Genomic DNA, 11,549 nt, shown 5'->3' with positions numbered 1-11,549 from the left:
GTACTGTCTTCGGCGACGCGCCTTGTCTGAAACTTTCGGTGGATGGCTATATAACTGTTTGGAATTTGGGAAAATCCGTTTCCTTGCAAATGGGAGCAGGTAGAACCATCGTTATACTCCCTTCTCCCTGTGGGACAAGCATTGCTTGCGAAAGAGAGGGTTGAGGTGAGGCAGCAAATCCATTGAAAAAAGGAATTTCAGTTCATGAGCAATATCGCTCACCCCCCACCCCGACCCTCCCCCGCTGCGGGCTTCGCCCTGCAGGGGAGGGGGATAATTCGGCGCAGCAATTCAAATTTATGTGAATAATCGGGATGTTGAGAACAGGTTCTTAGTCGATGCCCAGTTTTTTCAGTTTGTAGCGCATGGCGCGGAAGCTGATGCCGAGTTTTTCCGCCGCCTTGGTTTTGTTGTAGTTGCAGTCTTCCAGCGCCTTGATGAGCAGGTTGCGCTCCAGTCCCTGCATATAGTTTTCGAGGTCGTTCGGCAGCGGGATGGCGGTGCCGTCTTTTTGCCGCGGCTGGTATTGTTCGAGGGCGGCAATGGCTTCGTCGGGGTAGTCGTCGCTGGCGACGGGATGGCGCGGGCGGGCGATGGTGGCGGGTTCCGGCGGTGGTGCGACGGCGGCGCGCGGCGCGGGTTGTGCCGGGATGCGGTTTTCGCTGAGGTGGATGTCGTCGGCTTCGATGGTGTCGCCTTCGACGAAGGTCAGCGCGCGTTCGAGGATGTTTTCGAGTTCGCGCACGTTGCCGGGGAAGGGGTAGGCTTCGAGTTTGGCCAGCGCTTGCGGTGAGAGGTGGGCTTCGGGGTAGCCCGCGTCGCGTGCCAGTTTGGCGAGCAGGTGCGCGGCGAGGATGGCGATGTCGCCGTCGCGTTCGCGCAGGGGCGGCATGGTGAGGCCGATGACGTTCAGGCGGTAGTAGAGGTCTTCGCGGAATTTGTTTTCGGCGACGCGGCGGGCGAGGTCGTGGTGGGTGGCGGAGATGATGCGCACGTCCACCGCTTCTTCGCGGTCGCCGCCGATGGGGCGCACGGCGCGCTCCTGGATGGCGCGCAGCAGTTTGACTTGCATGGATAGCGGCAGGTCGGCGACTTCGTCGAGGAAGAGGGTACCGCCGTTGGCGGCGACGAAGAGGCCGTCCTGGTCCTGGTTGGCACCGGTGAATGCGCCTTTTTTGTAGCCGAAGAATTCGCTTTCGACGAGGTTTTCGGGGATGGCGCCGCAGTTCACCGCGACGAATGCGCCCTCGGCTCTGTTGCTTTGGTGGTGGATGGAGCGGGCGGCGACTTCTTTACCGGTACCGGATTCGCCGTGGATGAAGACGGGGGCCTGGGAGCGCGCGACTTTGCTGATCATGGCGCGTACTTTTTGCATGACGTCGGCGTCGCCGATGAGTTCGTATTTGCTGCTGGAGCGACCACCGCCCTGTCCGCCTGTCGCTTTTTTGCCGGGGGTAGCGGGCGCGCCGCCCGCGTTGCCACCGCCGAGCTGACCGTGGCCTTCTTTGAGCGCGGCTTTGCAGACGTTGCGCAGTTGTTTGAGGTCGAAGGGTTTGTTGATGAAGTCAAAGGCGCCGAGTTTGAGGGCGCGGATGGCGGTGTCCATGTTGCCGTGGGCGGTGATCATGCACACTGGCAGGCCGGGGTAGTTTTTTTGGATGTGGGCGAGGAAGTCGAGGCCGTCGCCGTCGGGCAGGCGGATGTCGGAGATGACGAAGCTGTAGCGCTCTTCTTTCAGCGCCTTGATGGCGGCGCGGATGGTATAGACGCTGGTACAGGTGATGTCCTGCCCCATCAGGCTCATTTCGATGAGTTCGCAGATGTCGCGTTCGTCGTCAAGGATGAGTGCTTTGGTCATGGTGGTGTCCTGGTTTTTAGAGAATCTGGATGTTGTCGTGTGGCTCGTTTTCGTGCGGGTCGTCTTCGTTGGCGAGGTAGCGCTCCATCGTCAGGCGGAAGCAGGCACCGATTTCTTTGCGCACATAAACGATTTGTGCCTGGTTGGCGACGCACATTTCGCGCACGAGGTAGAGGCCGAGGCCGGTGCCGTGCCGTTTGCTGAAGAAGGGCTCAAAGATTTTTTCTTCGTCGTCTGCCGCCACGCCGCGGCCATTGTCCTGGATGTCGATGTAGAGGAAGCGGCCGACGTCGCCGATGCGGGTGCGCACGGTGATTTCGACGTCGTCGCGCCCGGCGTGTTTGACGGCGTTGAGCATCAGGTTGTGCAGGATTTGTTCGAGGTGGCCGGCGTCGAAGAAGACAGCGTATTCTTTGGTCGCGTCCATGTCGGTGCGGATTTTGGCGCGGCTGGTTTCGTCGTTGGTGCGCGCTTCGTTGATGACGCCGAGGAGGAAGGGGTTGAGCGGGATGAGTTTGGTGTTGCGCGGCTTGTCGGAGAAGAGGTTCAGGATGTCGGAGATGATGTTGTTGATGCGCTGGGTGTTGTTGCGGATTTTGTCGGTGAGGAAGTGGACTTTGTTGTCGTCGCTCATTTCTTCGAGGAGGTCGGCGGCGCTTTGCACGGAGCTCAAGGGATTGCGGATTTCGTGGGCGATGCCTGCGGTGAGGCGACCGAGCGAGGCGAGCCGGGTTTCGCGCACGCGCTGGTAGCTTTCGTCGATGCTTTCCAGCATCAGCAGGGTCAGCGCCATGTCGTCATCGGATTTGAGCGCGCTGAAGGTGAGGCTGTAGCTGCCCTTGCCGATGTCCAGCGTGCGACTGTCGTTGAAGCGCATATGCTGCCAGCGGCCAAAGCGCCGTGCCAGTTCGGGCAGGAGTTCGCCGAGGGTGCGCGGTACTTTCGCCGTCGCGGGCAGGCCGAAGATGGTGCGCGCCTGGCGGTTGAGGGTGAGGATGATGCTGTCGCCGCTGACCACCAGCAGGCCGTTTTGCATATCTTCGATGATGGAGTCGTTCATCTTGCGCAGCTGGCTGGTGTAGCGGCGGCTGAGTTCGACGTTGATGCGGTTGTCGCGTCCCTGGGTGGAGAGGTAGCTCACCAGCAGCGCGAGAAATGCCATGCCGAGGGCGACCACCGCCGGTTCCAGCCAGGCGATACCATTGCCGCGAAAGACGGCAATCAGGCGGCTGAAACCCTCGGCGGGCGGCACATCGCCCATTTTATGCCACGACACCTGCGGCATCGCCTGCAACAGCGCGGCGGTCGCCAGCCAGACCACCACCAGGGTGATGGCGTAAATCACGCTTTGCCGCAGCGTCAGCGTCATCGCCGACAGCAGCACCGCGTTCAAAATGGAGAGCATCAGCAGATTGGTATAGTTGAGCAGGCCGAAATTGAAAATCAGCAGGCCGAGCAGAAAAATATCCCAGATGGCATTGCTCAAAAACAGCCGCTCCGCCACCGGCGTGCGCAGCGACAGCACCCAATGCAGCGACATCACCAGCACATAGACAATCACCAGCGCCGACAGCCAGCCGGTACCGCCAAGATCCAGCGGCAGCGCCCGCCCCGTATCCGCCCCGATGAGCGAAAAACCGAGCAAAAACAGCATGACCACCACCACGCGCACCACATTGAACACGCGCAACATCGCGGCGCGGTAGAGCATACTCTCCTCGCCGGTGATTTTGACAATCCGCCCCGGATCATGCAGCGGAATCTGAATATCGTCCCTTAACAGCACGTCGCCTCCCGCGACAAATCGCCAAAACAACCCTGCGCCCGCGCCAGCGCGATCGTCGCCGCCGTATCGGCGCGCAACACCCGTGGCCCCAGCGACTGCGGCAACCAGCCCGCGTTCACCGCGGCAGAGACCTCATCCGGCGCAAAACCGCCCTCCGGGCCAATCAGTACACTCACCGCCTCTGCCGCCTGCGGACTGGCGGCTGGCGCATCATGCGGCGAAAAAATCCAGCGCAGACCGGGGGCATCGTCCAGCACATCGACAAAATCACAAATACCGTCCACCTGCGGCAAAGTGGCGCGGCCGCACTGCATCGCACTCGCCACCACAATCCCCTGCCAATGCGCGCGTTTGCGTTCCAGCCGCTCATCGGCAGGCAACGCCTCACTGCGCGCGGTACGCAGCGGCACAATCCGCTTCGCGCCCAGCTCCACCGCCTTCTGCACCACCCGGTCCATCGCCTCGCCCTTGAGCAGCGCGGCGAACAGCGTGAGATTCAGCGGCGACTCATTGCCTGCCGCCTCGCGCGCGACAATCCGCACCTGCGACGCGCGGCGATCGCACGCCACCAGCTCCGCCGCATAATCAAAACCGTCGCCATTGAACAACACCAACGGCGCGCCGACGCGCAGCCGCAGCACCTTGCCCACATGACGGTGCGCCGCCTCATCCAGCGGCAGCACATCGCCGACCGCGAGCGGGCGCGACGAAAACAAACGAAAATCGCGCATGGAAAGACCGATAGAAAAAGCCAAACAAACCGTGATTTAATGCGAATATTCTACCCGAACTGACAAAAATTGACACCCGGAAACCCGCCCATGCACATCACCAGTTGGAACGTAAACTCCCTCAACGTCCGCCTGCCGCACGTCCTGCAATACCTGCACGAAACTGCGCCCGACATCCTCGGCCTGCAAGAACTCAAACAGACCGACGCCGCCGTGGACACCACCGCCATCGAAGCCGCCGGCTACCACATCGCCACCCACGGCCAGAAGACCTACAACGGCGTCGCCCTCATCGCGCGCGAGCCGCTGACCGACGTGGTGCGCGGCATTCCCGGTTACGCCGACGAACAGGCACGCGCCATCGCTGCCAGCATCGGCGACGTGCGCGTCCTCAACCTCTACGTCCCCAACGGCAAAGCGGTAGGAGATGAAAAATACACCTACAAACTGCACTGGCTCGACGCCGCGACGCGCTACATCGACGAGCTCAAGCGCGAACACCCGCGCCTCATCATCACCGGCGACTACAACATCGCCCCCGCCGACCTCGACGTCCACGACCCCGACAAATGGCGCGACCAAATCCTCTGCTCCGCGCCCGAACGGCAGGCACTGCAAAACATCCTCGCGCTCGGCTTCAAAGACGCTTACCGCGCGCTGCACCCGGACACCCAACAATTCAGCTGGTGGGACTATCGCATGGGCGGCCTGCGCCGCAACATCGGCCTGCGCATCGACCTGACCCTTGCCAGCGACGCGCTAACACTGGACGCGGCAGGCATCGACACCGCCCCGCGCCACTGGGAACGCCCCTCCGACCACGCCCCGGCATGGGTCAAGATTGGGACATGAGTCATTAAAAACCAAACGCCCCGCAATGCGGGGCGTTTTTGTGATGTGCGGGATATTTCAGGAATTTGGTATCTTGCCTTTGTTTCGCGTTTCAAATTCCTCCAAGGCCTTTTGATAACCTTCATCCCTTAATTCCATATCCAGGTTGGTGAATTTCTGCCTAAAAATTAGATGCGGTACGTCCGAAACATTTGTAGGATTGCAAGCATTGCACCAAATGACGAATTTCCCTATGTTTTTATTATAACCATCATATTCATAAGTACCATATTTCTCTGCCGCCATTTCCAGATAATCATCCCAATTAATGTAATAAGAATAATGCGAGATTATCCATACGGCAAGTTCATCCGGCTTTTCATGAAGCGCATTGGAATTAAACCACACTTCTACCTGTTCATAGCCTCTCTTGACCAAAAATAGTCGGGGACAAACTTGCCACTTAGCGGCAGCCTTGTTTTGGAAGATAGTACAACAATTTTCTCGTCACCAATCTGAAAATTATCCTTGATGGCAGCGCGCGCTTCGTCCCAGCTCATGCCGAGTTTTACGCCAAAAATGTCAAAATCATTGACATCCTGCTTGGGCAAAGAAAGCGGATTTTTCGCCGCAGGTTCATTTGTGGGAGCGGTATCCATGACGACGTTTCCGTTTGTCGCAGATTCACCGTTTTCTGTATTTTCCGCAGGTTCGTTGTCACCATAGGCAGGCAGCGTCAATGCCAAAACGAGCGGCAAAATACGGGGGAGGGATAAAAACATCATGTTCTCCGGTTGTGAATGGAGCGGCGACTATAGCACAAGGCGAAAGCGCCTTGCCTTGCGCGCCGCTTCAGACAACAATTGCGCCTTCACCCACAACCCTCTCACCCCGATGAAACTCTACGGCATCCCCAATTGCGACAGCGTGCGCAAGGCGCGCAACATCCTCGACCAGCGCGGCGTGCGCTACCACTTCATTGACCTGCGACAAGCCCCGCCGGACGAAACCCTGCTGCGCGACTGGCTCGCCCGCTTCGGTACGACGCTCATTAACAAACGTTCCGCGACATACCGCGCGCACAAGGCCGAAGTGCTTGCCGCCGAGGCGGCGGGCGGGGACGCGCTCATCGCGCTGCTGTGCGCCTTGCCGACCCTGATAAAACGCCCGGTCATCGTCAGCGACGCGGACGTCTGGCTCGGACTGGACGCGCGGCCATTGCAGGCACCCCGCTCATGACCGCGCAAACGGTCTTTTTCCGCCGCCGCTGGCTGCGCCTGTTGCGCGTTCTTTGTTACGCGCTCATTACTGCCTGGCTGGCTTATCTTATTGCTCTGGATACAGATGAAAAGCATAAAGACCGGGCAATGGTCTCATTATTTATAGCCGCCTTTTCTCTGCATGGCTGCTATCTGACCTGGCGCTACGCCCGTTTCTTTTTCCGGCGTGAATTTATCCGCTTCGATGCCAAAGGCATTACCGTCTGGCATAACGATGTGGCGCGCCAGAAAACATTCCATGTGCCGTGGGCAAATGTGTTTGACGCCTGGGCGGACGAATACCAGTTACACCGCCATTATGATTGCCTGTGTCTTGTTTGGCGCACGGACGAAGGCGGACTGGAACACCTTGCGCTGAAATTGCAGGGTGCGGTTTGGCGGGATGCGCGTGGCAAGGCGATACGCGGCAAGGCATTGGCGCAATTGCTGGCGGCATTTGTCCGACGACACTTGCGCAGCGCGCCCGTACCATCCGGCTTAATTCCTGCTGATGTTCCCGAAGACTGGCGGAAATACTGGAAATTTGGCACCGGTGATAACGGGGACGGCTGTTTGATTGGCGTTGTGATGGTCGTGCTGGCACTGGTTGCACTGACTTTTTTTATCGCTTTTATGGTGAATGCCAAAACAATAAGTGATATAGCAGCGGGCATAGGAGTAGCCAGTTTCTTTTTATTACTGCTTTTGGGCGCGATTTATATTCTTTACGACTCACTGATGCACTGGCTTTCCGGGCTATCGGGACGCCGCTTTGTCCGCATTGACCCTGTGGGCGTGCATTACTGGCGCTATGGCATGACGCGAAACAGTGAAGCGGATATTCCCTGGGCAAGCATTCATGCCGTCTCGCCGGACAGCTATCGTCTCGATAACGGCAGCTGGGTATGCTCCCTGCATCTGGTTTATTACCCCCATGCGGGTGCGCGTTATTTGCGGCATATCCAGTACGACACCGGCAGCAACAAGCAAAAAACGGAAGAAGCCGCTGCCAATATCCGCCTGCATTGCCCCAACCTGTTCAAATTCAGAGGATTGCCGCAGGCAACCCTGACCGATGCGCGGGGAAATGACAAAGGATAACGCCATGAACCCGCTCACCATCCCCTTCCGCCGCCGCTGGCTGCGCCTGCTGCTCGCTCTCGGCTACGCCGCGACCGCCGCCTGGCTTGTTTACGACCTGCCGCCCGCGCGGACGCTTGAAGTCATCTTCGCGCTGCTGCTCTTTGCCGCGCTGCTCGCGCATGCCTGCACCCTGTGTTACCGCTACACCGCCTTCATCCTGCGGCGCGAGTTCGTCCGCCTTGACGGGAGCGGTATCACCATCCGCCATAACGCCTTGCCAAAGGGACGCGAGTTGCATCTGCCGTGGGAGCGGGTGCTGGATGCCTGGACGGACGAGGTGCAACGGCGCGCGCACCACGACCGCCTGCTCATCGCTTGGAAAACCGCCGACGCGGTAGTGGCGGCGCACGTCGCGCTGGAGCTCAAATACGCCAGCGGCAGCGACAGTCAGGGCAGGCGCCTGCGCGGGGCGGCACTGGGCGCGTATCTGGTCAAACATATCAGCGCGCGCCTTCCGCCCGCACCGCCACGCGCGGAGAAAAGCGCCGACGTCCCCGATGGGTTCAAGGAAATCTGGTATTTCCGCGCGCCGGAAGCCGCGTTCAACCTCGTTTTTGGCTGCGTTTACGGCCTGCTCGCGCTGGCGTTCGCCATCCTCTTTCTCGTCGGCCTCTACAGCGGCAACTGGCTGCCGCTGCTTTATATTGGCACCTTTAACCTGCTGCTTTACATGATGGTTTACGTCGCCACTTACGACAGCATCCGCGTCGAAGACGCCGGGGTGAATTACGAAATCTTCGTCGCCCTTGACGGCGACGGCGTGCATTACTGGCGCTACGGCATGAAAGACGGTTACGCCGCCACCATCCCGTGGGAACTGCTGGAAGACGTCTTCCTCATGCGCCACTACCTCCGCCACGGCAACCGGACCAACACGCTGTACCTGACCTTCCGCCCGCACGACCGCGCCGCGTATCTATGGCAAATCCGCTACGAAATCAGCACGCCCGCCTCACGTCGCGCCGATCCGGAACTGCTCGGCGAGGAAATCGTCGAAGCCATCCGCGACAACTGCCCCAATCTCGGCCTGTACCGCGACCTGCCGCTGCTCTATCTCCCCGACCCCGGCGGGCGCAATGTCCTCAGTGAGGTGGACAACGCAAAGCCGTTTCACCGCCCTGACCCGCTGGCGGATGGCAACGTGATGGGCCCCGCGAAGCGGCGCTGATGAAACCCGCCATCCTTGACATCGCGCACGCCGCTCAGACCGGGCGTGCCAGCCGTCGCGCGCCCCATTCCGAAAGGCCAATTCCCGCTGCGACCAGTAGCAGCGCGATTAGCACATAGCCGCCCAAATGCTCATCGGCAAAAAAGGCGGCGCCGACCAGCGCGCCGAACACCGGCAACATATTCATCGTCAGCGCCGCGCGGTTCGCACCAATCGCAATCACCCCTTCCATATAAAACAGCTTCGACACAATCGAGACAAACAGCACCACATAGCCGAGCAGCAGCCACGCCTGCCACGGCGGCAGCCGCCAGCCCTCGCGCAGCCGCTCCGCCACGAAAAACGGCAGGCTCACCACCGTCGCCGCCAGGCACATCGCCCAGAGCAGGCTCGCCCAATGCACCCGTGGCGCGCGCCGCAGCGCCAACGAATAGCCCGCATAAATCGCGCTCGATACCAGCGCCAGCCGGTCGCCCGGCGCAATGCCCTGTTCCAGCAGCGCCGCCGGATGACCACGGCTCACCACCCACACCACGCCAACGAACGACAGCGCCACGCCGCACCATTGCAGCGGATGCGCCCGCCCGCGCAACACGAGTACGTCCACCAGCAGCACCGCCAGCGGAATCAGCGCGGTAATAATCGACACATTGACCACGCTGGCGCCGCGGGCAAAGGCGCTGTAAAGCACAATGTTGAACAGCGCAAAACCGCTGCCGCCGACGACCAACAGCCACCCGGCGCGCACCCGCAGCGCTGGCCCGTCGTGGCGGATGCGGGCGCGAAAGAGGAGCGACAACAGCGCCGTCGCCAGCAGTCAGCGCCAGAAGGTGAACTCATGCGGCGACAGCCACGCCTTGCCCAGTTTGCCGGTGACATTGCTGGTCGCCCGAAACAGCGGTGCCAGCAACAGCATCACATACGGATGCGGCAGCCCGTTGGCTTGCAGGAATTTCATCGCATCGAATCCTCACAAAATCATGGGCGAAAATGGCGCTATTCCTGCCCCAGTCGCTTCAGCAGCGGTTGCAAATCCGCCTCGCAGCGCGCCCGGCGCAGGCGGTCGCACAAAATCAGCGCCTGCAATTCACCGGCGGCACGCTGAAAATCCTCATTGACGATGACGAACTCAAACTCGCGGTAATGGCTGATTTGCTCCTCCGCCTCCGCCATCCGTTGCGCGACAATGGCGGGATTGTCCTGACCGCGAGCGGTGAGGCGCGCGCGCAGCACGTCCAACGATGGCGGCAGCAAAAACACCGTGCGCGTCTGCGGTCGCCGCTGCATCACCTGCTGCGCCCCCTGCCAGTCAATGCTCAAAATCACGTCCTTGCCCGCCGCGAGCAGCGCATCAACAGACGCCGCCGCGGTGCCGTAGGCATTGTGGAAAACCTGCGCGTATTCAAGGAAGCCGTCGGCATCAATCATCGCCTGAAACTGCGCGTGTTCAACGAAAAAATAATGCACGCCCTCGACCTCGCCCGGCCGCGCGGCGCGCGTGGTGTGCGACACGCTTTCGACCACATCGTCCAGCACCCGCACCGCCTCGGCGATGAGGCTGGTTTTGCCGCCCCCCGACGGCGCTGCGACAATCCACAACTGACCCTGCATGGTGAACTCCTTGAGTTATCCGCTTGAAAATGGGCGCGTACTTTACCGCCGCCGCTGGTGGCGGGCAATGAAAACCCGTCCTGCCCTGTCGGCATGGCGTCGCCTCGCTGTCCTATGGGCTAAAAAATCTCCCGCCCCCTGCTATATGGTGGCGACAGATTATTTTTATCGCCGCGTAATTGGCTTAACCGTTCACGGATTTGCGCAATATCTTCCGCGCTGAACAGCCGCTCCAGATTGACCCAAATACTATGGTAGCCATATGGCCCTTGCAGCATTTCCCGTTTCGCTTCTGCAACAGGCCAATGCTGGTAAACAATGCGGTACATGGCGACCATCAATCCGGTGCGGTCGGCACCGTGATAGCAATGCACGAGTACCGCGCCGTATTGCTGCTGGCGCTCAATCAGATAAAGCGTCGCCGCAATATCTTTTGGCCGGATGCGCCAAGTGAGCAGCGGCTGGTTGAATAGCGCAATACCGCTGCCCGCCAGCGCTTTTTCATCGCCCCGGCGGTCGAAATAACGCAGGTTGATGACGGTCTTAATGCCCAGCTTTTTAATGAGCGCGGCATCGTCGCGTACCGGCTGTTCACTGCGGTAGAGTTTGTCATCAACGCGGTAAAGATTGACTTCCGGTTTGACTGGCGTCGCCCATTCATATTGGGTCGTTTCAGCACAAGCGGCGGCAAAAATAAAATAGAGTAACAGGGCGTACAGGCGCATGGGATGTTCCAGTATTGAAAACGGGAAAAATAGCATAAAAAAGCTGCGACGGTTGTCGCAGCGGTTGATAAAGGACTTGTTGAGGCAAATCAGCAAATATTTTTCGCATCATGATTCCTTATTTGTGGATGGTGCGGGTTTCGCTGTACATAAAATGGGCGATGCGTTTTTGGATGACCCAGCGCCCGTTGATTTTGGCGTAGCTGTCGTTGTAGCGCACATAATGGGTGAGCATTTCGTCGTGGTCGTCTTTATTGCTGACAAGGGCTACCTGGCAATAGGCGATGCCTTCGGCGCGGTCGCCGTGTAATTCCACCGTTTGCTGGCCGTTCAAATGGTAAACGGTATGGAATTGGGCGAGGTAATTGGCAAAGACTTTTTCAATAGACTTCCTTCCAAACTATAACTTGCACGGCAACCCGACAAAATTCCAAACC

Annotated in this window: 14 protein-coding genes; 4 read left to right on the top strand and 10 right to left on the bottom strand. The window is 59.5% G+C overall.

The window, feature by feature from the left end; translation table 11 throughout:
- Positions 1-331 precede the first annotated feature (331 nt).
- Genes Q0349_RS00560 through Q0349_RS00550 form a run of 3 tightly spaced genes read right to left on the bottom strand, consistent with a single transcriptional unit; the run spans position 332 to position 4,375 of the window.
- Complete coding sequence (locus Q0349_RS00560) at positions 332-1,858, bottom strand: sigma-54 dependent transcriptional regulator (protein WP_298078796.1); 1,527 nt, start codon at positions 1,856-1,858, stop codon at positions 332-334.
- Positions 1,859-1,874: 16 nt separating this feature from the next.
- On the bottom strand, positions 1,875-3,644 hold the full coding sequence (locus tag Q0349_RS00555) for an ATP-binding protein (protein WP_298078794.1): 1,770 nt from the start codon (positions 3,642-3,644) through the stop codon (positions 1,875-1,877).
- A complete protein-coding gene (locus Q0349_RS00550) occupies positions 3,635-4,375 on the bottom strand; it encodes a 16S rRNA (uracil(1498)-N(3))-methyltransferase (protein ID WP_298078793.1) in 741 nt (246 codons plus the stop codon). The genes Q0349_RS00555 and Q0349_RS00550 overlap by 10 nt, the downstream gene beginning before the upstream one ends.
- Before the next feature lie 90 nt (positions 4,376-4,465).
- On the opposite strand from Q0349_RS00550, the gene xth reads away from it, so the two are divergent.
- A complete protein-coding gene (gene xth, locus Q0349_RS00545; protein ID WP_298078791.1) occupies positions 4,466-5,227 on the top strand; it encodes an exodeoxyribonuclease III in 762 nt (253 codons plus the stop codon).
- A 57-nt stretch (positions 5,228-5,284) separates the two neighbouring features.
- On the opposite strand, the gene Q0349_RS00540 is transcribed toward xth, so the two are convergent.
- Positions 5,285-5,614 (bottom strand): hypothetical protein, encoded by a 330-nt coding sequence (locus tag Q0349_RS00540; protein WP_298078790.1) that lies wholly within the window; start codon positions 5,612-5,614, stop codon positions 5,285-5,287.
- 2 nt (positions 5,615-5,616) lie between these two features.
- Complete coding sequence (locus Q0349_RS00535) at positions 5,617-5,988, bottom strand: hypothetical protein (protein ID WP_298078788.1); 372 nt, start codon at positions 5,986-5,988, stop codon at positions 5,617-5,619.
- 58 nt (positions 5,989-6,046) lie between these two features.
- Between Q0349_RS00535 and Q0349_RS00530 the strand changes: the two genes are divergently transcribed.
- The 3 genes from Q0349_RS00530 to Q0349_RS00520 are packed head-to-tail and all read left to right on the top strand — an operon-like array spanning position 6,047 to position 8,776.
- Entirely contained in the window at positions 6,047-6,445 is a 399-nt protein-coding gene (locus Q0349_RS00530; RefSeq protein ID WP_298078786.1) for an ArsC/Spx/MgsR family protein, read from the top strand.
- The gene (locus tag Q0349_RS00525) at positions 6,442-7,566 is read left to right on the top strand and encodes a hypothetical protein (RefSeq protein WP_298078784.1); all 1,125 of its coding nucleotides are present in this window, start codon (positions 6,442-6,444) and stop codon (positions 7,564-7,566) included. The genes Q0349_RS00530 and Q0349_RS00525 overlap by 4 nt, the downstream gene beginning before the upstream one ends.
- 4 nt (positions 7,567-7,570) lie before the next feature.
- Positions 7,571-8,776 (top strand): hypothetical protein, encoded by a 1,206-nt coding sequence (locus Q0349_RS00520; RefSeq protein ID WP_298078783.1) that lies wholly within the window; start codon positions 7,571-7,573, stop codon positions 8,774-8,776.
- A 34-nt stretch (positions 8,777-8,810) separates the two neighbouring features.
- On the opposite strand, the gene Q0349_RS00515 is transcribed toward Q0349_RS00520, so the two are convergent.
- The 5 genes from Q0349_RS00515 to Q0349_RS00495 all read right to left on the bottom strand — a co-directional run bounded on the left by Q0349_RS00515 (position 8,811) and on the right by Q0349_RS00495 (position 11,497).
- A complete protein-coding gene (locus Q0349_RS00515) occupies positions 8,811-9,575 on the bottom strand; it encodes a DMT family transporter (protein ID WP_298078782.1) in 765 nt (254 codons plus the stop codon).
- 18 nt (positions 9,576-9,593) lie between these two features.
- Positions 9,594-9,734, bottom strand: a complete 141-nt coding sequence (locus Q0349_RS00510) for a hypothetical protein (protein ID WP_298078780.1) — start codon at positions 9,732-9,734, stop codon at positions 9,594-9,596.
- A 38-nt stretch (positions 9,735-9,772) separates the two neighbouring features.
- Entirely contained in the window at positions 9,773-10,387 is a 615-nt protein-coding gene (gene gmk, locus Q0349_RS00505; protein ID WP_298078779.1) for a guanylate kinase, read from the bottom strand.
- Positions 10,388-10,506: 119 nt separating this feature from the next.
- A complete protein-coding gene (locus Q0349_RS00500; protein WP_298078776.1) occupies positions 10,507-11,112 on the bottom strand; it encodes a tyrosine-protein phosphatase in 606 nt (201 codons plus the stop codon).
- Positions 11,113-11,230: 118 nt separating this feature from the next.
- Positions 11,231-11,497, bottom strand: coding sequence for a nuclear transport factor 2 family protein (locus Q0349_RS00495; RefSeq protein ID WP_298078797.1), 267 nt, complete (start codon positions 11,495-11,497; stop codon positions 11,231-11,233).
- Positions 11,498-11,549 lie beyond the last annotated feature (52 nt).

This window comes from uncultured Cardiobacterium sp. (assembly GCF_938028185.1).
In the GTDB taxonomy this organism is placed as follows: Bacteria; Pseudomonadota; Gammaproteobacteria; order Cardiobacteriales; family Cardiobacteriaceae; genus Cardiobacterium.
The sequence above is the reverse complement of the archived record's forward strand: the minus strand, read 5'-3'. Positions and strand labels throughout refer to the sequence as shown.

Bases quoted from the DNA above. Each gene is read 5' to 3' on its own strand.
- gmk (WP_298078779.1), bottom strand. From the start codon at position 10,387: ATGCAGGGTCAGTTGTGGATTGTCGCAGCGCCGTCGGGGGGCGGCAAA.
- Q0349_RS00550 (WP_298078793.1), bottom strand. From the start codon at position 4,375: ATGCGCGATTTTCGTTTGTTTTCGTCGCGCCCGCTCGCGGTCGGCGAT.
- Q0349_RS00525 (WP_298078784.1), top strand. From the start codon at position 6,442: ATGACCGCGCAAACGGTCTTTTTCCGCCGCCGCTGGCTGCGCCTGTTG.
- Q0349_RS00535 (WP_298078788.1), bottom strand. From the start codon at position 5,988: ATGTTTTTATCCCTCCCCCGTATTTTGCCGCTCGTTTTGGCATTGACG.
- Q0349_RS00560 (WP_298078796.1), bottom strand. From the start codon at position 1,858: ATGACCAAAGCACTCATCCTTGACGACGAACGCGACATCTGCGAACTC.
- xth (WP_298078791.1), top strand. From the start codon at position 4,466: ATGCACATCACCAGTTGGAACGTAAACTCCCTCAACGTCCGCCTGCCG.
- Q0349_RS00510 (WP_298078780.1), bottom strand. From the start codon at position 9,734: ATGAAATTCCTGCAAGCCAACGGGCTGCCGCATCCGTATGTGATGCTG.
- Q0349_RS00500 (WP_298078776.1), bottom strand. From the start codon at position 11,112: ATGCGCCTGTACGCCCTGTTACTCTATTTTATTTTTGCCGCCGCTTGT.
- Q0349_RS00520 (WP_298078783.1), top strand. From the start codon at position 7,571: ATGAACCCGCTCACCATCCCCTTCCGCCGCCGCTGGCTGCGCCTGCTG.